Raw genomic sequence first — 22,165 nt, forward strand, 5'->3', positions numbered from 1 at the left:
TTAAGATAAATTTATTAAGATGGTTATGTCATCCAACTCTCAAGGAGAACACATGAGTGACAGCAGCAATCAATTGATGCCCCTGTCATTATCGGCACCAGGGGTAAATCTCGGTGCTTATATAAGTACTGTCAATCAGATTCCTATTTTAACGGCTGAACAAGAAAAAGAGTTGGCCGAACGCTACTTTTATGACCAAGATTTAGATGCTGCGAAAATGCTCGTGATGTCTCATTTACGTTTTGTGGTTCATATTGCCCGCAGTTATGCCGGTTATGGTTTGCCGCAAGGCGACCTGATTCAGGAAGGCAACTTGGGCTTAATGAAAGCAGTGAAACGTTTCGACCCAAATATGGGCGTGCGCTTGGTGTCATTTGCCGTACACTGGATTAAAGCTGAAATTCATGAATACGTGATCCGTAACTGGCGTATTGTTAAAATTGCCACGACCAAAGCACAGCGTAAACTGTTTTTCAATTTACGCAGTTTAAAAAAATCCAGTAAAAAACTCACTCTGGATGAAGCACAATCCATTGCCAATGACTTGAATGTCACACCTGAACAGGTGCTGGAAATGGAAGGCCGCCTGACCGCCTACGATGCTGCTTTTGAAGCGCAAGGCGATGATGACGATGAAGGTTCAACCCATGTTGCTCCAGCCTTATATCTGGAAGATAACCGTTATGACCCGGCACGCCTGGCTGAAGAAGACGACTATGAAGAACAAAGTACTTCTGCCCTGCATGATGCCATGGATCAACTGGATGACCGTTCACGCAACATTTTACAGCGTCGCTGGCTGGATGATGAAAAATCAACCCTGCATGAACTGGCCGCTGAATATAATGTATCTGCGGAACGGATTCGCCAGCTTGAAAAAAACGCCATGGAAAAAATTAAAGTGGCCATGTCTTCCAACTAGATGACCGAACATATGCAAGGTATTTCGAAAAAAGGGCCAAGTGCTCTTTTTTCATATGCAGGCTGCAGTAATGTTGCTTTTTGCCTTCCGTGCAAGTACCAGAATATGCTAAGTTATGGGGCAAATTTACTCAGGTAGTCATTGCTTATGTGGATTGCAATTTCAGCCCTCAATTTAGCTTTTGCTGTCATGCTCGGGGCTTTTGGTGCGCATGGCTTAAAAACACGTGCAACAGAAGCTCAATTGGCGTGGTGGCATACCGCAACTGATTATTTTTTCTATCATGCGCTTGGACTTTTGGCGCTGGCCATTTTAGCCAGAGTCATTCCTCAACTTCCCATTAAAGCCAGTTTTATCCTGATTCAGGTCGGTATTTTCTTTTTCTGTGGTTCACTCTATGTCATGGCCTTAGGCCTACCCCGCGGTTTAGGAGCCATTACCCCTATTGGCGGCGCTTTAATGATTGCAGGCTGGCTGGTACTGGCATGGAATGCCTTTAAATACGTAAAATAGAATAAGGGAATTAACGATGCAGATTTATTTAAATGGCGAAGAAAAAAACACCTCATGCACTAATTTACTAGAATTAATTCAAGAGCTTGAACTTGAAGGTAAACGTTTTGCTGTAGAACAGAATGAAATGATTATTTCCAAAAGCAAGTTGGCACAGACCCCAATTTGCGCTGAAGATCATATTGAAATTATTCATGCCGTCGGTGGCGGTTAATCGGAGCTCCCATGGAAGACACCCCACTTATAATTGGTTCTCGTACTTTTAATTCACGCTTATTGGTTGGTACAGGTAAATATAAAGATTTAGCTGAAACCGATTTAGCCATTCAGGCCAGCGGTGCAGAGATTGTCACAGTCGCAATCCGTCGGGTCAATATCGGACAGCATCCTGATCAGCCGAATTTGCTTTCTGTAGTCCCACCAGAAAAATATACCATTCTACCTAATACCGCAGGCTGTTTTGATGCAAACAGTGCTGTGCGTACCTGCATGCTGGCGCGTGAACTACTGGACGGGCACAACCTGGTAAAACTGGAAGTACTCGGCGATGAAAAAACCCTTTACCCAAATGTTACCGAAACCTTAAAAGCAGCACGTACCTTAATTGATGATGGTTTCGAGATTATGGTCTACACCTCAGATGACCCAATTATTGCCCAAGAATTAGAGAGCATGGGCTGTGTAGCCATTATGCCTCTAGGCAGTCTGATTGGTTCAGGCTTAGGAATTTTAAATCCGCATACCATTTCGATCATTAAAGAAAATGCCAAAGTTCCGGTATTGGTGGATGCCGGTGTCGGTACAGCCAGTGATGCCTCGATTGCCATGGAGCTGGGTTGTGACGGCGTACTGATGAATACCGCCATTGCTGCGGCGCAAAATCCTATCTTAATGGCCTCTGCGATGAAAAAAGCGGTTGAAGCGGGTCGCGAAGCATTCCTTGCAGGCCGTATGCCTCGTAAACGTATGGCCAATGCCAGTTCACCTGAAACCGGTTATTTCTTTAAGTAAAGTTAGAATTTAAAAAAGGACTCAGAGGAGTCCTTTTTTTATATATCAAGAAAAAATTGCTCAGGATAATTAAATGCTTCGATGGGCGCATTCTAGGTTAAGGACAACATATACTTTTTATCGTGGATGAGGCCACCTGAACCATATTTTTTCGATGCATCCGAACGTGATCGGCCATCGCTGGCATATAAAGTGCCATGACCTGCCGTAAAAATATCATCCATATATTTTTTTACTGTCCACGGCACACCCCTCCACCATCTCGGCATTTGATAGATAATGACATCGGCCCAGACATATTTTTGAATTTCCTGCTGAATTTCATAGTCGCTATCGGCACGGGACATTTTAACGCTATGCCCCAGTTAACCAAGCAGAGCATTTGCCAATTCAGTCAAGGTGTCATTTAACTCGCCATTCGAGTGTGCAAACTGCTTGGCACTATTCACAATCAGGATATTACTCATTTATTCGCATTGAATCATACATTTTCATAAGGCCAATATACTCAAATATCTTATTGATAAAAATTCATGAATTTGCAAAATACTATTGATAAAAAATCAACAATAAAACCATAGATCATTTTACATCCAACCAATCTTTAAACCTAAAAAAAAGCACCCGCAGGTGCTTTTCAAATCACTCTATAGAATTAAGGAATGAGACCTTCATCCCGCATGGCAATCTGTACTGACTGACGTTCTGCGACTTTATTACGCAAGGCAACAATGTTCTTGTAGGGCATCAAGTCATGTTCAATACCATTCGACCAGTTGGTTAATACGAATAAATACGCATCTGCGGGGCCAAAGTTATTATCCACCAGATAATCATTATCCGACTCGCCAATCACTTTATCGATATAAGTCAATAAACGGTCGATTTCTGCATAAGCTTTTTCTTTTGCTTCTTTTTCCAGGGGAGCCCCAAAGAAAACCGCATAAGCATCATGTAATTCTGAGTTTAAATATCCCAACCATTCCAGAACTTTGGCACGTCCTAGCCCGGATGGCGGAATCAAATCTTGTTTAGGGTCGTGCTGAGCAAGGAAAGGTAAAATGGCAACGTTTTCAGTAAGGATCAAACCTGGATTAATTTCTAAAGCCGGAACATAACCTTTAGGATTAATCTCGTAATAATCAGCCCCTTTTTCTGTCTTGTGTGTTTTTAAATCAACGCGTTCCAAGTCAAAATCTACATTAATTTCATTCAAAATAATGTGAGACGCTAAAGAGCATGCACCTGGAGAATAATAAAGCTTCATACCTGATCCTTGTTATATGTCTATTCACTGTTTTAAATGGCTTCTAACAAACTTTCAAGTGATCAAACCTGTAAATTGCAAAAAAGCGTAAATATATAAAAATCATTTACCTTCTGAATATTGTCTAAATTTCGCATATTTTCAAGTCAAATTCATATGCTTTTTTGACTGAACTTGTTTTACCATACGCACCTTTAAAATTTGATGAAATCAATTCGTGTGATTAGCCTTAAAAAAGAACAATGGTTTTCCAATATCCGTAGCGATGTATTGGCCGGATTGGTGGTCGGTTTAGCCTTAATTCCCGAATCTATCGCTTTTTCGGCTATCGCTGGTGTTGACCCGCAAGTAGGCTTATATGCCTCTTTCTGTATAGCGGTAACGATTGCTTTCTTTGGCGGTCGTCCTGCCATGATTTCTGCGGCTACAGGTGCTCTGGCCTTGCTAATGATTACCTTGGTGAAAGATTATGGACTGCAATATTTACTGGCAGCGACGATTTTAACCGGCATCATTCAAGTCATTGCAGGCTATTTTAAAGTCGCAAAACTGATGCGCTTTGTCTCGCAGTCTGTGGTGTATGGTTTTTTAAATGCTCTCGCCATTTTGATTTTTGCCGCACAACTGCCGGAAATTAATAAAATGGATAGCTTAGGCTATTTATTTATGGTGCTGGGACTAGGCATTATTTACCTGTTTCCTTATCTGCCCAAAATTGGCAAAACCATTCCCTCTCCTTTAGTCTGTATTGTTGTGCTGAGTGCTTTAGCAGTATTTTTGGGTGCCGACATGCGTACTGTCAGTGATTTGGGACAGTTCCCCGATACTTTGCCAATTTTCCTGATTCCAGACATTCCGCTGAACTTTGAAACACTACAGATCATCTTTCCTTATTCCATCACCCTTGCTACGGTCGGTTTACTAGAAACCATGATGACCACCACGGTGATTAATGAAGTCACCGGAACGGAGGCTGACCGCCATCAAGAATGTCGTGGCCAAGGAATTGCCAATATTGTCAGCGGTTTTATGGGCGGTATGGCTGGTTGTGCCATGATCGGCCAGTCGATTATTAACGTTTCTTCAGGTGCACGTACCAGACTGTCGACTTTGGTGGCTGGGGTATTTTTACTCTGCCTGGTCGTTTTCTTCAAAGACTGGTTAGCTTATGTGCCGATGGCAGCATTGGTAGCGATTATGGTGATGGTGGCCTTCACCACTTTCCAGTGGGATTCAGTGAAACAGTTCCGTCAGCATCCGGCTGCATTTAATGTGGTGATGATTGCTGTGGTGATTGTAGTACTGGCAACGCATAACCTGGCTTTAGGCGTGTTGACTGGTGTACTGCTGTCTGCGCTGTTTATTATCAACAAGCTGGAAAGTGCGGTGAAAGTTGTATCCAGCTGTACGGGGGATATGCGTTATTACAGCATTTATGGTCAGATTTTCTTTAGCAGTTCGGAAAAATTTTTCCAGTTTTTTGACTTTAAAGAAAATGTTTCCAAAGTCGTGATCGATCTGAGTCATGCCCATGTCTGGGATATTACCTCAGTGAATATGCTGAATAATGTAGTGCAGAAATTTAAAGATCAAAATATTGAGGTTGAAGTGATAGGCTTGAATGAGGCCAGCAGTACCTTGATTGATCAATACAATCAATCCTCATAAAAAATAAACAGCTTTCATGTTCTTTTATTTTTAAAGCTGCTTTTAGCGACCGAAAAAACCGAGAAAAGTTTGACTTGTTAGGCGCAGGACTTAAAATACCGCATTCGAATTTTTTACATTTGCCAAAGTTATGTCGAACGATCAATTAGACCAGCAAGTCGTAGAGCTGGACAACTTGAATGAACATCGCGAAATTGTCACTTTTATGCGCCGTTCATCTCCGCTGAATACCTCTCAACGTACTGCGCTTGAACAATATGGTCAGCTAATTTTGGAATATCCGGTGGGTGATTTGCGTCAGCATTTTGAACATCCGGAACGCCCACTTACGGTGGAAATTGGTTTTGGTATGGGTCGTTCACTGGTACTCATGGCAAAAGCCAATCCTGAACGCAACTATGTCGGCATTGAAGTCCATGTTCCAGGTATCGCACAATGTGTGTATGAAGCCGGTATGGCAGGCTTAACTAACTTACGTTTATTGGATGCCGATGCCATTCAGGTGCTTCGTGAAATGCCAGACAACAGTATTAATGCCATTCAGTTGTATTTTCCTGATCCTTGGCAGAAGAAACGTCATTTCAAACGTCGCTTTGTATCACACGACCGTATGCCGCTGGTAGAACAGAAACTGGAAATGGGCGGGACTTTCCACTCAGCAACCGATTGGGAACCTTATGCTGAATGGATGCTGGATGTTTTGGATAATCGTCCAAACCTTGAAAATATGGCCGGCAAAGGCAACAGCTATCCACGTCCAGACTGGCGCCCACAAACCAAATTTGAACGCCGCGGTTTAGAGGAAGGTCATAAAATTAACGACTTCCTGTTCAAGAAAATCAAATAACCTTAATCGACAGAATAAAAAAATGACTCATATCAATGAGCCATTTTTTTATACTCAAAGTTTAAGCTTTTATCGCCATATAACCTTGATAGGATAAAATCTGGGTAAACCGCTGCACAGCATCGAAACCACTCGCTTTCAGTTGTTCAAAAGTTTCCTGCTCCGATAATGGATAAAAATCATCCTCCATGCGTTCTACCATGGCAGCAGCTTGTGCGGGGGTCAAACCATTGGCTTCGCAAATCTGTTTTAATGTTTCCAGCTCATAGACCGAATTTATTTTGGTTAAGTCAAAAGTTATGAATATTCCTTGCGATTTTAAACGTGAAGAAATAGCCTTAAAGAACTTGGGCTTATCTGCATAATTGACAAAATGCGTCACCAGAATGGAAAGTGCGGCATCATAGGATGGGCCAGTTTTTAACTGGTCTACATCACCCAATACAAACTCCACCCGATGCAATGCATTTAAGGCGTGGATATGATGTTTGGCTTTATCCAGCATGTTTTGCGACAACTCTGTTGCGGTAAAGGTCCAGTCAGGAAATAACCGGACCAGATGTCCCAGTTCATAGCCCGTACCACAACCGACAATCAGCACATGCGCATACTCATCCACATAAGTTTTTAATAAAGCCGTAATTTGCTGATGTACCACTTCATAACCAGGAATAAGCTTACGGATGTGTAAATCATAACCGTCTACCACATACTGGCTATTAAAATCCTTTGCCATAAGTGCCTCCCTTTACAATGCATGACCTGAATTTATTTAAGTTTAAGTGACTCATCAGGATGATGCGATTGCAAAATCTGTTGACTCATCAGATTGTAGATATTTTTCAAATCTTCCCGTTTGGCATCATCCAGCATCTGTTGATGCATATTCAGGATATTTTGATCTCCTCGCATTGCAGGCCCGGTCTGCATCTGCTTAGGGTCATACTGTACGGCTTTCTGGGCTGTCTCCAAAATTAACGGGTAAAGCAGCGAGAAATCGACTTGCTGCGCATCGACCACCTGTTTTGCCATGTCATAACAGTAATTACTAAAATTACAGGCAAAGACCGCCGCCAGATGTAAGCTTAAACGCTGTGCCGATGTATAGGCATAGACACGTGAACTTAGGCTATTTGCTAACTCGGTCAATTGTGCCAGGTCATTCGTCTGGGTAGCTTCCACGAACAATGGCGTGGCCTGCCAATCCACTTCGCGGGCCAGGCTAAAAGTTTGTAAAGGATAAAATACCCCGGCACGTGGATGAACCTCTGCCAGAACTTGAATATCGGTACTGCCTGAGGTATGCACAATCAAGACATCGGCTAATTGTGCATGTACCTGTTGAATGACCTCGGCAATCGACTGATCGCTCACCGCAATAATCACCAAATCCACATCTGCTTCAAGTTCTGCAATATTGACTATTGCCTGTGCAGTGACCTGACTTGCCAAAGTCTGGGCATGTTCTAAAGTCCGGCTACAGATCTGTACAATTTGATGATTTTGGCTTAAAACAGCAGCCAGATGATGCGCCACGCGTCCCGCACCAATAAAACTAATTCGCATACCTAAGTTCACGTTTTACAATTCTGTACAAGCATGCCAATAATAAAAGGACGAATCAATTCGTCCTTTTATTTAATTGCAATTCAATATGTATGGATAAGTGTACTTTTTTTAAACCGAGATAAAGTTGACCTTTCACTTATTACTGCTTATTGACACCCTGCTCATCCACTTCACGCACCACACCTGTTTCGGTATTTAATACTTCAAACTCAATACGGCGATTTTTAAATTGTCCTTCAGGCGTTGCATTATCTGCTACGGGTTGCTGTGAACCATAACCCACCGCCTGCAACTGCGCAGGATCAACGCCTTGTTTGACTAGGTAATCCACAACGGCTTGAGCACGTTTTTGCGATAATGCTTTATTCACCTCTGCATTCCCCACGGCATCTGTATGCCCTTTAACAGTTAAATGGACCTGTGGCGCGCGTTTAATCAAGGCAGAAGCCTGATCCAGAATCGATTTATTGGCATCTGGAATCTCGGCACTTGCGGTAGCAAAATTGATAATCTGCATATTCAGTGCGGTTGCAATATCCAGTGCACGAATCTGCTCTGGATTAATTTCCGCCAATGCTTGTTCTGCATTGCTATTACCGGTAGCAATGGCAGTATTGGGATCTACAACTGCTGATGCACTCTGCAGTCCAGCCGGAGTCAGTACAGTCATGTTTTTCGTTAGGGGACGAATTTGAGCTGCAAGCTGTTCAGCATCCGCCGGATGACCAGTCTGAATGGAGAGCTGATCTCCCATCCAGGTTAATGAGACATTAGGTACACCTTTGAGCAGTTTCAATACGCTTGGAATGACATCCTGATCGATAAATTCAGAATGATAACGGCTATTGTTTTCTACACCACAACCGATGTTGTGATTAAAAATCTGTTTAATTTCTTGTTGTAAAATATCAATATAATTTGCATTACTGGAATAGAGCTGACATGTGATTAAATCTCCTGTCGAACCGGTACTGAGTTGCAATTTTGCCGGTTCACTACTCGCTGTTTCAGCAGGTATACCACTGGCTGGAGTACTTTCTTTTTTATCTGAACACGACTTAAAAATAAATGCCAATAGCGCAGCTAAAATAAGGAAAACAATCAAGGGAATTAAAAAACCTGATTTCTTTTTTTCCTCAATGATCTGATAAGGGTCAACGGGGGGCACTTGATGTAAAGTTTGCCCCGATGCAGTATCCATCCCTAAAGCGCTGAGGAGTGCAGGAGCCCAATGTGGCAAAGCACTGGATACTGCTGGCCAATGGTTTTCAATAAGATGTGTGATCGCACTGGAGTCGGAAGATCCAGCCTCATCTTCCAGTACTCTCAAAGTTGGTGCTATAGAACGATTGAGCGTTGATTCGATTGTTTCAGTCGGCACCGTGCCTGAAATCTGTTGCAAAAATTCCTGCTTTAAAGAGGGATTGATGATAAAGATATCGCCCAGTCTTGGATTTAATTGATTCTGTAAATTTACAATAAACTCGGGTTTAGATTTAAAAATCGATAATAAAATGGGGAGAAAACTGCTTAAGGCCTGACTTTTCTCACTCAGGTATTCGGTTTCAACCTCAAGAACCGTTGCAGATACTTTCTGCTTTAATAAATCAATCAAATCAAGATTCATGGCTTATTCCTCTTATTATCTTTTTATCATGTCCTTTTTTAGTCTATTCGTTCATTTTTTATACAGTGTAATAAATTGTATTATTTGAATACTATTATTTTTCAATAACAAAAAAGCCAGCCGAAGCTGACTCTGATAAAGTTTAGAAGTAAATGAATTAAGGTTCTAAATAGTAAATTTTTTGACGTAATTCATTGGTACGCTCATTGGTCATGTTTGTTTCACAGTTTAGACGAAAAATTTCCGGATTCTCTGCATTCGAACTTTCTAATTTACATTCCAGCGTGCGTTTTTTCAGCCAAATCCTTTGCTCATCCAAAAGTTGACTACGCACTTCTTTCGTGGTTGCATTCCAAACCAGATTTAAGTTTTCATTGGCTTTATCGAAATTCGTTTGCGCTTCTGCAACTAAAACTGCTTGATACTCTTTTGCAGCTGCATCTTCTTCAGCTACACGTTTCATCTCTTCCTGTTTTGCAACTTCAGCTGCATTTTGTCGTGCTGTTTTGACCAAAGAGTCGACTGCGATATCCCGCACAAAATATGCTAAAGCATCTGGATTTTCTAAAGTTACATAAACTTTCTTGCCATCATCTGTAGGTTGAACCAAATATTCAATTTCTTTTTTTAACTGATTCACCTCAAATGATAAGTCTGATAATACAGCTGCTTGAGCAATATTATTTTCATCATAAACAGCACGGGCAGCATCGGCATCTTTGATCATTTGCGCTGGAATTTTAACCACAAACTCCGTTGCACAATACTGCTTTTTGCTATTTGGATCTGAATTATTGGTACGCACATCATTCACATTAAACGTGATTTGCTGAAGAGTACTGCGTAATTTCCCCATATCAATGGTCACGTTTTCAGTATCAATTAACTCTTTCACACGCTCTGCGGAAATATCACTGACCGTCTTACTAAAACTTTCAACAACTAACTGTTTTGTAGTTTCATTATCACATTTTACTGCGCTACCAGTGATAGATTGCATCTTGTCACAACCAGACACAAGCAACATACAGCTGATTAATCCTAATAATTTAAGTTTCATAACTACCCTATTTTTCAATTCGTCTTTGTTTTTCAAAACAATAAATTATTAATAATCTTCATAATATGCTTCTGAGGCTGCAGTAGTTGCTGCATCAGCTGCTTCTATAGCTTCATTACTTGCGGAATAAGCAATATTTTCGGCATTATTTCTTTGTACAGCTGCTTTATTGGCTTCCAAACTTCTAATTTGATTTTTTTCAATCTGTGGTTTTAAAAATGCGTAGGTTAATGTTTCTGAAAGCAATGTTTGGACATCAGAAATATTTTTAAGTAGTGCTAAAACTTTATCGCCTTTATCGGTAGGTTGCAGTACATACTCGAGTGTTAAATGCACCTTATTGTTTTCATAATTTACACCTAAATTATTTGCATGTTGCTCTACACTTACAGCATCTACTTTAGTTCTTGCTTCATCAGATTTTTTAACCAGATCAGAAGGAATAGTCGCAGTTAAATCTACTGAACAAGATGTCTTTGGACTATTTGGGTCAATAAAATCTGTTCTGCTATCCGCCAAAGCAAATTGGATATTTTTTGCTGATAGTTTCAGCTTTGTTGGATCTAAATCTTTAATTGCACCATTTTTAATTAAGGCTTTTAATTCCTGCTCTAAAGATTGGGCCAAATCATCTTGTAATACTTGTATGACTAAAGATGTTGCAGATTCATCATCACATTTCACATGTTTAGAGAAAAGATTATTGCATCCAGCTAAAGCTAATGTGGAAATAAGTACGAAAAATGTTTTATTGTTAAGTTTCATTAAAATACCCTCTTTTATTTACATAATTATAAACAAAATCATTAAAAAATAACAATTTAGTCACAAAAAAAAGCCAGCCGAAGCTGACTTTATTAAATTTTAAAAACAATCTAATCGCTTAAGCCGCAAAAGTTTTAATCACTTTACCCACCACTTTCTGGTTAATCAGCGGGGTATTTTTGCCTTGAGAGATAATGCTCTCTTTGCTAACTGTCCACTCAAGTTGAGGATCTAGCAAAACCCAGCCCGCTTCTTCAGTCCAGCGTTCTAGCATGTTTGCTACTTTTGCCGGTGCAACGGTAACTTTGTGTACCCACTCTAAAGGCTCAAACAAACCTTCATTAATCAGTTGAATGCCAAAAGGTACAAATGTATCAAATGCAGTAAAACCTGGTTGGGTTTCAGCAAATGGCGCCATTTTTGCAGAACTGCTCAGTGGTTCATGGTGAGTCGTAATCGCATCAATGATGCCATCTTTCACACCCTGACGCAGCAAGTTCTTGTCTTGCTCGGAACGTAAAGGCGGACGTACATGAGCAAGTGAATTGAAGCCATCAATCAGCTGATCGGTCAGATGTAACTGGTGCATAGCCACATCACAAGTTACTGGCAAACCTTTTTCTTTGGCAATGCGAATCAGTTCCACAGAAGCACCGCAAGACAGCAGGCCAAAGTGAGCACGGACTTTAGTCGCTTCAATCATGAGCAGATATTTGGCAATCGCGACGGTTTCTGCCAAAGCAGGAATCATCGGCAAGCCCTGACGTGATGCAATAAAGCCTTCATGTACACAGCCATCTTTGGCAATTTGTGGTTCTTCTGCATAGAACACGACGGTCATATTCAGCCCTGCAGCATATTCCAGGGTACGAATCACCACATCATCATCAGCAAACGGCGCATTGGCATTGGAAACCGCTGTACAGCCGCCTTTTTTCAGGCCAGCCATATTGGCAGGCTGATTGCCTTTCAAACCTTGCGTTTGTGCACCAATCACCTGCAAATAGATGCCGCCATCCAGCATGGCTTTTTCCACCAGACCGTGGATTAATGCACCATTGTCTTGCACGATTGGTTTTGAGTCTGGTGGGGTAAATACATGCAAAATGCCATTTTCACGTGCCGCCTTACCTTCAGATTTTAAGGTCCCATGCTGTTGCTGACCCGGTTCACGTAAACGCGCGCACAAATCCACCATAGTTGGCATCAGCCATTTACCTTGCCCGTCAATCGTTTCAGTTACGTTGGCAGTTTCAGCAACCCGTTTGCCATTTTCAATATATACAGTCTGTACGCTGTCGGTTTTATTGATGGGGTCCAAGACACGTACATTTTCAATTTTTACAATACTCATGACTTTCCCTTATCCCGCAACCGCTTCTAACAAACCTTTTTCTTGCAACTGACCTTGCATTGCCAGAGCCAATACCGCCATACGTACTGCAATACCGTTGGTCACCTGATGCAGAATCACTGACTGGGTGCCATCGGCAATACTAGAATCAATTTCTACACCACGGTTCATTGGACCCGGGTGCATCACGATGCAATCCGGTTTCGCCATAGCCAGACGTTCTTTGTTCAAGCCATACATTTTGTAAAATTCAGCTTGTGAAGATAGCGCTGGAGAATCAATACGTTCGTTTTGAATACGCAGGGTAATGATCACGTCGCAATCTTTAATGCCTTCTTCCATGTTATTGAATAAACGGACACCTTCGCCATATTCAGCAAAACCATAAGGCAGCAAGGTATTTGGCGCAATCACACGGATATCTTTACAGCCTAAAGTTTGCAGTGCCGCAACATCTGAACGTGCTACACGTGAATGCTTGATGTCACCAATAATGGCAATGCTGATATCTTCAAAATTCTTTTTGGTTTCACGGCGAATGGTCAGCATGTCCAGCATCGCTTGTGTCGGATGTGCATGACGGCCATCACCGGCATTAATAATGGCAACATTCGGGCAGACATCTTTGGCAATAAAATGCGGCGCACCTGAAGATGAATGACGCACCACAAAAATGTCGGTTGCCATGGCTTCCAGATTCCACAGCGTATCACGCAGGGTTTCGCCTTTAGAGGTACTAGAACGCGCAATATCAATGTTGAGCACATTGGCAGACAGACGTTTTGCTGCAGCTTCAAAAGTGGTACGGGTACGGGTAGAGTTCTCGAAAAACAGGTTCATCACCGTACGACCTTCAAGAAGATTATTGGTAATCAGCTGATTTTGGTCATTAAAAAAGGACTGCGCAGTGTCCAATATTTTTGTGAGTGTTTCTTTAGAAAGACCCTCGATGGTGAGGAAGTGTTTTAAGTTACCATCTTGGTTGAGTTGAATCTGGCTCGGAGTATGCAATGCCGCCAAGTGCATGAGAGATTCCTTATACGTTAAGTCAACGTATTATACAGAGTTTAAGCGATTTAAATAGTTCAGCTTGATCTTACTTGTCTAAAAAGCAGCTCGGTATTTGGAATAAAAAATATAATTCCAATTTAATTTTTCAATAAGATAAATTAACCATTCAACGATTTAGCCATCTGATTTTAAAAATAAAAACAGGTAACTCAGCCTGATTCCGAGTTACCCTAGACAACTAACGTAAAGCCCCTATGTAGCGGTTTGCCCCTTGTGCACGCTCTATATCTTCTTGAGTAGGTTCAACCGAAATTAATTCTTCATGTTGCGTGAACTGAATTTCATTTTCAGGCTCTTCATCAGTTTTTAGTCCCAGCACTTTAGTCAAACGTTCAACTAGGCGAAGTAATTCAGGGTCTCGTGTCTGTTTCGCCATTGCCATCACATGTTCGGCATATTCGACATTCTCTGTAAGATAGCTTGCATCAATCACACGCCCTGATACCCGTCTTAACCGTGCATAAACAAGTGTTGCCACTGAAAAAACTTCATTTGTAATGATTACACTTTCTGACATTTGTCATTCCCATCTCTAAAAAAAGAAAGTGAGGCATCAAGTGCTTTCCTTGATCAAGCAGCCTCACTGGGCTATGCAGCAATATCTGTACCAATATAAAAAAAGCTCACATGATTCAACATATGAGCTCTCTTAAAATGATGTTTTTATTATATTTTAGAATAGGCTAAAACTTACATGGCCTTCGTCAAAAACTTTTTTATTGGCCTTATTTTCCTTCGAAAGACGAATCTGTTGATCTTCTCCATTTATAAGCTCACGATCATCTTGTAAGTCTAAAAGCGCTCGCAAACGTTCCACATAGCTTGCAAGCTCTGGATCCTTTGTCTCAAGTGCAAGTGTGACCACATGATGTGCATAGGAACGATCCTGCATTAAATACATGACATCAATAACCCGGCTATTCACTTTCCTTAAGCGTGCATATAATAATGTCGCGACTGAAAAAATATCATCCTTTTTTGCTGTAATATTCACACTTTACCCTCAATAAAATCCATTCATTAAACTTTAAAACTTACTTTTAAGCGCAATGTAATTTTACATATCGCCTGAATTTTCAATTGGCTTTTTATTCCAACATTTAGAGCTTTTTATAATTAATACACTGACCTAAGTCGCTTGAAGTTTTCAAAATATAAAAAGTTTTCACCACTAAAATAAGTTAAACTTATACAAGTTTTTATTTTATTTTTTCGGTCTCTCTATTTTATGAATACCTCTTCACGTTTAAGCAATTACTGGGTCACCTGTGCAGATGGTCTTGAAACCTTACTCCGCGAGGAAATTGAAGGTTTAGGTGTTCAAAATATTGAACAGTTACCGGGTCGTTTGATTTTCAAAGGCACACTGGCAGATGCATACCGTATTTGCATGTGGTCTCGTTTGGCTTCACGTGTGTTAACCCCTATTCATGTTCATGAACTTGAATTTACCCATGACGCACGTGATGTTGCAGAAGAGCTCTATGAAGGTGCAATCAACTTTGACTGGTCACTCATTTTCGCACCACAAAGTACATTTGCCATTCGTTTACATGTAGAACGTGAAATCAAGGTCAATACACAATTTGCAACTTTACGGGTAAAAGATGGTGTGGTGGATTCCTTTATTGAAGCTGTGGGCAAACGTCCAAGCATCGACATCAAACAGCCAGAAATTACCCTCTATGTGCTTGCTGGCAAAACTGCGCATACTTATTGTCTGGATTTATCTGGCGATTCTTTACATAAACGTGGCTATCGTCATTACATGACCGATGCGCCGATTAAAGAAAACCTCGCAGCAGCCATTCTGCAAAAAGCCCAATTAAAAAAACGTAATCCCGATATTATTCTGGACCCGATGTGTGGTTCAGGGACCTTTATCATTGAATCATTGATGATGCTGACTGACCGTGCTCCGGGCTTGGTACGTCGCTTTGGCTTTAATGGCTGGAATGGTCACGACCATGAACTGTGGATGTCAATTAAGGCAGAAGCCGCAGAACGCCATCAAACAGCATTGCAACAGCCTTTACCGCAGTTTTATGCCTATGATGCAGACTGGGAAGCAGTGAAAGCCACCAAGCAAAACATCATTGCAGCCGGTTTTGAAAAGCTGCTTGACCATATCAAAATTGAAGAGCGCACACTGGCAGATTGGCCAGACTTTAAAGCCGAAGGCAAAACCTCATTTATTGTCACCAACCCGCCTTATGGTGAACGTTTAGGAGATAAAGCTTCAAACCGTGCTTTATATTTAGGTTTATCTGCGCTGCTACAAAAGAATTTCCCGAACCAGTATGCTGCGGTGATTGCTGCACAGGTTGAACAAGCCGATGTGCTGGCATTCAATGAACCGCAAATTCTGCGTTTGATGAATGGTAAACTGCCGATTTATGTGCGTTTCGGCATCATTAAGCCTGCACCGCTATCAGAACCGTTCTTGGCACACTGGCAGCCACAGCAGTTCGAGCCGATTGAAGGCGCTCAGGACTTTACCAACCGTCTGCAAAAAAACATGCAGAATCTAAAAAAATGGGCGGTCAAAGAAAATATCTTCTGTTTGCGTTTATATGATGCCGATTTGCCTGACTTTAATGTTGCGGTAGATTTATATGGTGACCGTTTACATGTGCAAGAATATGCACCACCAAAAACCATCGATCCGGAAAAAGCCAAAAAACGCTTTAACCTTGCCTTACAAGCCATTCGTGCAGTGACCGGTTTAGGTCGTGATGCCATTTTCATTAAAACCCGTGCCCGTCAGGAAGGTAAAAACCAGTACACCAAACAGAGTACTGCGTCTAAACGTTTTATCGTACAGGAAGGCAAAGCCAAAATTTTAGTCAACCTGACTGATTATCTGGATACCGGCCTGTTCCTGGATCATCGTCAAATGCGCTTGCGTATTGCAGCAGAAGCAAAAGGCAAGCATTTCCTCAACCTGTATAGTTACACCTCAACTGCCAGCCTGCATGCTGCTTTAGGTGGCGCTGCAAGTACCACCAGTGTGGATTTATCCAACACTTACCTGAACTGGTCGAAAGAAAACTTTGTCTTGAACGGTTTAACCGTAGATCATGCCGATGAACAACACCAGTTCTTTGCCAGTGACTGTTTTGAATGGCTAAAAGAAGGTCATGAACAATATGACCTGATTTTTATCGATCCACCAACATTCTCGAATTCGAAAAAGTTTCATGGCACCTTCGATGTACAACGTGACCATTTGTCGCTGATCAAGCGTGCAATGAACCGCCTGACTACAGAAGGAACTTTATACTTTTCGAATAACTATCGTGGTTTCGAGATGGATGAAGAAATTCTGGCGTTCTTTGATGTTCAGGAAATTACCAATGAAACCATTGGACCAGACTTTAAACGTAATACCAAAATCCACCGTGCATGGAAAATTCAACATCCACAAAATGGCTAATATATTTTAGATACTGCACTAACTAAAAAGGCTGCCTATCTGGCAGCCTTTGTTTTTACATATGTTAATTTAAAAATTTCTTTTCACCGTATTTATATTCAATACCGATTTTTAAGATATCGCCTTCCCGTTTCGCTTGCAGCGTCTGCTGCATACCATCCAGCATTTGCTCAAGTTCCTGGTCAGATAAGGTTTTACCGCCCTGTTGCAGATAGTTTTTCATGATGGTTTTCATGATCTGTTTATCATATTCAAGATTGGCCTGATATTCGACCAGATTCGGCGCCATTTTCAATAAGCTTTCAAAAGAGGATTGATGCCCCGGCATCACCTTTCCTGTCAGGCTGGCTTTGGCATAGCCCTCACCCACCTTAATTTGATTATTCTGCGATTCAAAAGCAAAACCGTCATTTACAATGGCCAGGAAACTGCTCACCATATCCTGATTGAGTTCTTCTTTTGCTATACATGCTGCACTACTTTTTTCCAATAAATCAAAAAAATTCTGCACTTTTTGTCGATTAAGATCAGTCAGCTTAAAATTCATTTCAAAATCATGAAAACTAGGGGTTTTATACATGGTCATTTCATCAATTTTGACCTGAGTATCAAAAGCAACCTTGGTTTTATCGAGCTGAGTATTTGCCCGCAAAGCAAAACCTTTTAATTCACCACTGCCAAACTGCTGTACATTTCGATCCGTACGCTGAATTGAAGCAATATTTAAGCGAGCTTCCCCCTCCTTCAGAACCGTGTTTAAACCCTGATTGCTTTCAAACTCTAAATCGCGCATCTGCATCTGGCCCAACTTATCATTCACCATCATATTCGGAATTTGAAATTTTACATTCAACACATCGAATTGGTCATCTTTTGATTTGGCAAGCATTGTAAAAGTCATGGGATCAATGCGGGTTTGTACATCTGCATCATTTTTCTCATACACCGGAGTGACGAGTGAAGTGTGCATTCTTCCCAACCAATCAATTTTTGTTTGAACTATTAACGGTTGCTTCAGTAAACGTTGGAAGGTTGTATCACCTTGTTTTAGGGAAATTTTTGATTGAATCTGATAGCCATTCCAGCTGCGCTTGATTTCATCTTGCCCGCTGATCATCAGGATATCTTTAGGCTTACAGGGATCAAGAGTAAATTCCGCCGTCCAGTCGGCAGAACCCTGCATCGCGCCCATATTAAAATTTTTATACTGAATCGACATGAAATTTGATTTTTGAGATTGCTGATAATAGGAAGTTAAACTTTTGTCTGCATATAAATTCCCTCCTATGACCGCTGTTGCCAATACCACAATGCTTCCCAGACCCCAAGTTAATTTTGACATAGTATCTGCTCTAGATTTATATGTTTTTATTAAATAATAAGTATAAGTAATTTTTCAATAAAAGATAATTATTTTTAATAATTAATAACTTATACACATAAAAAACCAAAAAAACTTTAAAAATTATGTCAATTTTTTACCTAAAATTTAACTTTTTCGACTGAAATTGTCAGGCATAAAAAAACCTGGCCGAAGCCAGGTTTTTTTCTATTTACAGCACATTAACTTAATTTCATTTTTTCAAATTCAAGATGACCATTTTCCCCTTTTACGAAAATGGTATCTCCTGGCAGAAAATCACCACTCAGGATTTTTTGCGCCAATGTATTTTCTACTTGTTGCTGGATAGCACGCTTCAATGGACGTGCACCATATACCGGGTCAAAACCGGCATCAATCAACTGATCAAATGCAGTGTCATCCACTGAAAGACGCATGTCTTTTTCGCTGAGACGTGCACGTAAACGATCCAACTGGATATCGGCAATACCACGAATCTGGGCTTTCTTGAGTGAATGGAACACGACCAGCTCATCAATACGGTTAATAAATTCCGGACGGAAGTGTTGAGATACAGCCGCCATCACCACTGCACGAACTTCATCATCAGTTGCGTTATCGCCCAATTCACGGACATCTTGCGAACCCAGGTTTGAAGTCAGCACAATCACCGTATTTTTAAAGTCCACCACACGACCTTGCGAGTCGGTTAAGCGGCCATCATCCAGTACTTGCAGCAAGATATTAAATACGTCTGGATGTGCTTTCTCCACTTCATCAAACAACACTACGCTATAAGGTTTACGGCGTACCGCTTCAGTCAAGATACCGCCCTCTTCATAACCGACATACCCCGGAGGCGCACCCACCAAACGGCTGACCGAATGTTTCTCCATGAACTCACTCATATCAATACGCACCATGGCATCATCACTGTCAAACAGGAAGTTGGCCAAGGCTTTGGTCAATTCGGTTTTACCCACCCCGGTTGGTCCGAGGAACAGGAATGAACCACTTGGACGGTTCGGATCAGACAATCCTGCACGTGAACGACGCACCGCATTGGATACCGCTACTACGGCTTCATCTTGCCCGACAACACGGTTATGCAGGAATTCTTCCATATGCAGCAATTTCTCGCGTTCACCTTGCAGCATTTTCGCTACAGGAATACCGGTTGCAGCACTGACCACTTCGGCAATTTCATTTTCCGTAACTTTGGTACGGATCAGTTTCGGTTCTTCACCATTTTCCTCAGCAACCTCTTCTGCAGCAAGACGTTTTTGTAATTCAGGAATAACCCCGTATTGCAAACGACTGGCTTCTGCCAAGTCACCTTCACGCTGGGCTTTTTCAAATGCGGTACGCGCTTTATCAAGTTCAACTTGCGCTTGGCTGGTGCCTTCAACCAGTCGTTTTTCAGCAATCCACTGTTCTTCCAGATCACTGTATTCTTTCTGTACTTCTTCGATCTGTTTTTCCAGATGGCTGACTTCTGCCTTGCTTACCGAATCTGCATCCTGTTTCACCGCTTCCAGCTGCATTTTCAATTGAATTAGGCGACGATCCAAACGATCGAGTGGCTCAGGTTTGGAATCAATTTCCATTTTAATCCGCGAAGCTGCCTCATCAATCAGGTCAATGGCTTTATCGGGCAATTGACGGTCAGTGATATAGCGGTGCGACATTTTCGCTGCGGCAATAATCGCTGAATCCAGAATCTGTACCCCGTGATGGGTCGCATATTTCTCTTTTAAGCCACGCAGAATTGCAATAGTATCTTCAACGCTTGGTTCATCGACCAATACTTTTTGGAAACGGCGTTCCAGTGCAGCATCTTTTTCAATGAACTGGCGGTATTCATCTAATGTGGTTGCACCAACACAGCGCAGCTCACCACGGGCCAATGCAGGTTTAAGCATATTGCCTGCATCCATGGCACCTTCGCCCTTACCTGCGCCCACCAGGGTATGTAATTCATCAATGAAGAGGATGATTTCGCCTTCATGTTTGGCCAAATCTTTCAGAACTGCTTTTAATCGCTCTTCAAACTCACCGCGATATTTTGCACCAGCCAGCAATGAACCCAAGTCCAAAGATAAAACCCGTTTACCTTTCAGGCCTTCCGGAACTTCACCGTTGACAATGCGTTGTGCCAAGCCTTCCACAATTGCCGTTTTACCCACTCCAGGCTCGCCAATCAGTACCGGATTATTTTTGGTACGGCGTGACAAGACCTGAATGGTACGTCTGATTTCTTCATCACGACCAATCACAGGGTCCAGTTTGCCGGACATGGCACGTTCAGTTAAGTCTATGGTGTATTTATTGAGTGAATCACGTTGATCTTCATGGGTATTACTCATGACTTTTTCATCACCTCGAATTTTTTCAATCGCTTTGCGTAAGCTTTCAGTAGTTACGCCGACATTATTTAATAAAGTTTTGGTTGCACCGGTTTCCGCTAAAGCGAGTAGCACCCAGTCGGTAGATAAAAACTCATCCCCGGCTTTTTGGGCATAGCTGTCCGCCAGATTTAAAGCCCGTACCGCTTCAGGATTTAAGTTGATGTCCCCAGTTGGATTAGCGATGGTCGGCGCATCTTGAAGCGCTTGCTGCACTTTGGTTTGCAGATCACGTAGATTTGCTCCGGCTTGCTGAAACAGGCTGATATTGGCAGGCTCTTCCAGTAACACCGATAAAATGTGAATACCTGAGATGGCAGTATGGTCTTTACCCATGGCCAGAGACTGAGCATCTGATAAGGCTTGCTGCAAGCGATTTGTAAATTTTTCAAAACGCATTCTTATTTTTCCTCACAACAAATTTTGTACTTGGATAATAGATGGGAATGGCTTGATATTTTTCAATAACATTTTTAAAAAATATTTTTAATTTTCAACAACTAAACCAAATTAATATAAAGCTTGGATGTTAGTTATAATATGGGTGTTTAAGCTAATTTTTTCAAGCATATTGTAATTATTTATGTATGAAATTCTCTTCCCTAGGCATTTTGTATCTTTTAATAAGGAATCATCAAAGCTTTTAAAAAACTATTGTGATTATGAATACATCAATCAGCTTGATGAATATTCTAGAAATGCATGTTTAGAGGACAGGATTCATCAAAAGTATAATGGGTTACTGTTGAATCCCTCTTAGAGTGAAATGCGTTTTTACTTTATACCTTTTTAATTGTGATGCAGAATAAAAAATGGCAATCCAAAAATGGATTGCCATCTGGATTTCATTATTCAACTTCAATAATTTCAAAATCGTGGCTAATTTCCACCCCACCATCCGATAACATTTTGCTTGCAGAACAGTATTTTTCAGCTGAAAGTTCAACTGCTTTAGCGACCTGTTTTTCTTTGACTGCTTTACCCGTTACCACAAAATGTAAATGGATTTTGGTAAACACGGCTGGGATGCTATCCGCACGTTCAGCTTTGAGCTGACATACAACATCCGTCACATCTTGGCGAGATTTCTTTAAAATAGTCACAATATCAAAGGAAGCACAGCCACCAAGTCCCATTAATATCAACTCCATAGGACGTGGTCCACGGTTTTGACCACCATATGCCTCGGCCCCATCCATTACAATTTGGTGACCACTTTCCGATTTTGCTTCAAAAGCAACATTCTCTAGCCAATGAACGCTTGTTTGCATTGCAACTACCTGAAAAAAACTATAAATTTACGACGTA

The 22,165-nt window shown here is 41.4% G+C and carries 20 protein-coding genes and 1 pseudogene; 7 read left to right on the top strand and 14 right to left on the bottom strand.

Going from position 1 to position 22,165, the window contains the following annotated elements; genetic code table 11:
- Positions 1–52 precede the first annotated feature (52 nt).
- The 4 genes from rpoH to JFY49_RS09785 all read left to right on the top strand — a co-directional run bounded on the left by rpoH (position 53) and on the right by JFY49_RS09785 (position 2,446).
- A complete protein-coding gene (gene rpoH / locus JFY49_RS09770; protein ID WP_086195566.1) occupies positions 53–922 on the top strand; it encodes an RNA polymerase sigma factor RpoH in 870 nt (289 codons plus the stop codon).
- A 147-nt stretch (positions 923–1,069) separates the two neighbouring features.
- Entirely contained in the window at positions 1,070–1,435 is a 366-nt protein-coding gene (locus JFY49_RS09775) for a DUF423 domain-containing protein (RefSeq protein WP_086195567.1), read from the top strand.
- Between the two features lie 16 nt (positions 1,436–1,451).
- Entirely contained in the window at positions 1,452–1,649 is a 198-nt protein-coding gene (thiS, locus tag JFY49_RS09780; protein ID WP_086195568.1) for a sulfur carrier protein ThiS, read from the top strand.
- 11 nt (positions 1,650–1,660) lie between these two features.
- A complete protein-coding gene (locus tag JFY49_RS09785) occupies positions 1,661–2,446 on the top strand; it encodes a thiazole synthase (protein ID WP_200222694.1) in 786 nt (261 codons plus the stop codon).
- Positions 2,447–2,541: 95 nt separating this feature from the next.
- Here JFY49_RS09785 and JFY49_RS09790 read toward each other — a convergent pair.
- Together JFY49_RS09790 and JFY49_RS09795 are read right to left on the bottom strand one after the other, a co-directional pair.
- Positions 2,542–2,913 (bottom strand): annotated as a pseudogene (locus JFY49_RS09790) (NAD(P)H-dependent oxidoreductase); the annotation flags it as partial.
- A gap of 188 nt (positions 2,914–3,101) precedes the next feature.
- Positions 3,102–3,713: a glutathione binding-like protein gene (locus JFY49_RS09795; RefSeq protein WP_200222695.1), complete on the bottom strand. Its 612-nt coding sequence runs from the start codon at positions 3,711–3,713 to the stop codon at positions 3,102–3,104.
- Between the two features lie 219 nt (positions 3,714–3,932).
- Between JFY49_RS09795 and JFY49_RS09800 the strand changes: the two genes are divergently transcribed.
- Both JFY49_RS09800 and trmB read left to right on the top strand, forming a co-directional pair.
- Positions 3,933–5,381: a SulP family inorganic anion transporter gene (locus JFY49_RS09800; protein WP_200224853.1), complete on the top strand. Its 1,449-nt coding sequence runs from the start codon at positions 3,933–3,935 to the stop codon at positions 5,379–5,381.
- A 130-nt stretch (positions 5,382–5,511) separates the two neighbouring features.
- Positions 5,512–6,228, top strand: a complete 717-nt coding sequence (trmB, locus tag JFY49_RS09805; protein WP_166166644.1) for a tRNA (guanosine(46)-N7)-methyltransferase TrmB — start codon at positions 5,512–5,514, stop codon at positions 6,226–6,228.
- Positions 6,229–6,289: 61 nt separating this feature from the next.
- On the opposite strand, the gene JFY49_RS09810 is transcribed toward trmB, so the two are convergent.
- From JFY49_RS09810 to JFY49_RS09850, 9 genes are all read right to left on the bottom strand, one after another.
- Positions 6,290–6,964, bottom strand: a complete 675-nt coding sequence (locus JFY49_RS09810; protein ID WP_200222696.1) for a class I SAM-dependent methyltransferase — start codon at positions 6,962–6,964, stop codon at positions 6,290–6,292.
- A gap of 32 nt (positions 6,965–6,996) precedes the next feature.
- Positions 6,997–7,794, bottom strand: a complete 798-nt coding sequence (locus tag JFY49_RS09815; RefSeq protein WP_200222697.1) for a Rossmann-like and DUF2520 domain-containing protein — start codon at positions 7,792–7,794, stop codon at positions 6,997–6,999.
- Between the two features lie 142 nt (positions 7,795–7,936).
- Positions 7,937–9,424 (bottom strand): OmpA family protein, encoded by a 1,488-nt coding sequence (locus JFY49_RS09820; RefSeq protein ID WP_200222698.1) that lies wholly within the window; start codon positions 9,422–9,424, stop codon positions 7,937–7,939.
- Between the two features lie 157 nt (positions 9,425–9,581).
- Complete coding sequence (locus JFY49_RS09825; RefSeq protein WP_227609432.1) at positions 9,582–10,520, bottom strand: lysozyme inhibitor LprI family protein; 939 nt, start codon at positions 10,518–10,520, stop codon at positions 9,582–9,584.
- Between the two features lie 12 nt (positions 10,521–10,532).
- The gene (locus tag JFY49_RS09830) at positions 10,533–11,249 is read right to left on the bottom strand and encodes a hypothetical protein (protein WP_200222699.1); all 717 of its coding nucleotides are present in this window, start codon (positions 11,247–11,249) and stop codon (positions 10,533–10,535) included.
- Positions 11,250–11,367: 118 nt separating this feature from the next.
- Entirely contained in the window at positions 11,368–12,603 is a 1,236-nt protein-coding gene (locus tag JFY49_RS09835) for a dihydroorotase (protein WP_200222700.1), read from the bottom strand.
- A 9-nt stretch (positions 12,604–12,612) separates the two neighbouring features.
- Positions 12,613–13,629 (bottom strand): aspartate carbamoyltransferase catalytic subunit, encoded by a 1,017-nt coding sequence (locus JFY49_RS09840; protein WP_086195586.1) that lies wholly within the window; start codon positions 13,627–13,629, stop codon positions 12,613–12,615.
- A gap of 223 nt (positions 13,630–13,852) precedes the next feature.
- On the bottom strand, positions 13,853–14,191 hold the full coding sequence (locus JFY49_RS09845) for a hypothetical protein (protein WP_200222701.1): 339 nt from the start codon (positions 14,189–14,191) through the stop codon (positions 13,853–13,855).
- A gap of 156 nt (positions 14,192–14,347) precedes the next feature.
- Complete coding sequence (locus JFY49_RS09850; protein WP_200222702.1) at positions 14,348–14,668, bottom strand: hypothetical protein; 321 nt, start codon at positions 14,666–14,668, stop codon at positions 14,348–14,350.
- A gap of 234 nt (positions 14,669–14,902) precedes the next feature.
- On the opposite strand from JFY49_RS09850, the gene rlmKL reads away from it, so the two are divergent.
- Complete coding sequence (rlmKL, locus tag JFY49_RS09855) at positions 14,903–17,110, top strand: bifunctional 23S rRNA (guanine(2069)-N(7))-methyltransferase RlmK/23S rRNA (guanine(2445)-N(2))-methyltransferase RlmL (RefSeq protein WP_200222703.1); 2,208 nt, start codon at positions 14,903–14,905, stop codon at positions 17,108–17,110.
- 64 nt (positions 17,111–17,174) lie between these two features.
- Here the strand turns inward: rlmKL and JFY49_RS09860 are convergent, their stop codons facing one another.
- The 3 genes from JFY49_RS09860 to JFY49_RS09870 form a co-directional block, all read right to left on the bottom strand.
- A complete protein-coding gene (locus JFY49_RS09860) occupies positions 17,175–18,452 on the bottom strand; it encodes a DUF945 family protein (protein WP_200222704.1) in 1,278 nt (425 codons plus the stop codon).
- Positions 18,453–18,673: 221 nt separating this feature from the next.
- On the bottom strand, positions 18,674–21,256 hold the full coding sequence (clpB, locus tag JFY49_RS09865; RefSeq protein ID WP_180041814.1) for an ATP-dependent chaperone ClpB: 2,583 nt from the start codon (positions 21,254–21,256) through the stop codon (positions 18,674–18,676).
- A 449-nt stretch (positions 21,257–21,705) separates the two neighbouring features.
- Positions 21,706–22,128, bottom strand: coding sequence for an OsmC family protein (locus tag JFY49_RS09870; RefSeq protein ID WP_166166676.1), 423 nt, complete (start codon positions 22,126–22,128; stop codon positions 21,706–21,708).
- Between the last annotated feature and the right edge of the window lie 37 nt (positions 22,129–22,165).

Origin of the sequence: Acinetobacter sp. CS-2 (assembly GCF_016599715.1) — a bacterium.
In the GTDB taxonomy this organism is placed as follows: domain Bacteria; phylum Pseudomonadota; class Gammaproteobacteria; order Pseudomonadales; family Moraxellaceae; genus Acinetobacter.

Bases quoted from the DNA above. Each gene is read 5' to 3' on its own strand.
- rpoH (WP_086195566.1), top strand. From the start codon at position 53: ATGAGTGACAGCAGCAATCAATTGATGCCCCTGTCATTATCGGCACCA.
- JFY49_RS09775 (WP_086195567.1), top strand. From the start codon at position 1,070: ATGTGGATTGCAATTTCAGCCCTCAATTTAGCTTTTGCTGTCATGCTC.
- thiS (WP_086195568.1), top strand. From the start codon at position 1,452: ATGCAGATTTATTTAAATGGCGAAGAAAAAAACACCTCATGCACTAAT.
- JFY49_RS09785 (WP_200222694.1), top strand. From the start codon at position 1,661: ATGGAAGACACCCCACTTATAATTGGTTCTCGTACTTTTAATTCACGC.
- JFY49_RS09795 (WP_200222695.1), bottom strand. From the start codon at position 3,713: ATGAAGCTTTATTATTCTCCAGGTGCATGCTCTTTAGCGTCTCACATT.
- trmB (WP_166166644.1), top strand. From the start codon at position 5,512: ATGTCGAACGATCAATTAGACCAGCAAGTCGTAGAGCTGGACAACTTG.
- JFY49_RS09810 (WP_200222696.1), bottom strand. From the start codon at position 6,964: ATGGCAAAGGATTTTAATAGCCAGTATGTGGTAGACGGTTATGATTTA.
- JFY49_RS09815 (WP_200222697.1), bottom strand. From the start codon at position 7,794: ATGCGAATTAGTTTTATTGGTGCGGGACGCGTGGCGCATCATCTGGCT.
- JFY49_RS09820 (WP_200222698.1), bottom strand. From the start codon at position 9,424: ATGAATCTTGATTTGATTGATTTATTAAAGCAGAAAGTATCTGCAACG.
- JFY49_RS09830 (WP_200222699.1), bottom strand. From the start codon at position 11,249: ATGAAACTTAACAATAAAACATTTTTCGTACTTATTTCCACATTAGCT.
- JFY49_RS09835 (WP_200222700.1), bottom strand. From the start codon at position 12,603: ATGAGTATTGTAAAAATTGAAAATGTACGTGTCTTGGACCCCATCAAT.
- JFY49_RS09840 (WP_086195586.1), bottom strand. From the start codon at position 13,629: ATGCACTTGGCGGCATTGCATACTCCGAGCCAGATTCAACTCAACCAA.
- JFY49_RS09845 (WP_200222701.1), bottom strand. From the start codon at position 14,191: ATGTCAGAAAGTGTAATCATTACAAATGAAGTTTTTTCAGTGGCAACA.
- rlmKL (WP_200222703.1), top strand. From the start codon at position 14,903: ATGAATACCTCTTCACGTTTAAGCAATTACTGGGTCACCTGTGCAGAT.
- JFY49_RS09860 (WP_200222704.1), bottom strand. From the start codon at position 18,452: ATGTCAAAATTAACTTGGGGTCTGGGAAGCATTGTGGTATTGGCAACA.
- clpB (WP_180041814.1), bottom strand. From the start codon at position 21,256: ATGCGTTTTGAAAAATTTACAAATCGCTTGCAGCAAGCCTTATCAGAT.
- JFY49_RS09870 (WP_166166676.1), bottom strand. From the start codon at position 22,128: ATGCAAACAAGCGTTCATTGGCTAGAGAATGTTGCTTTTGAAGCAAAA.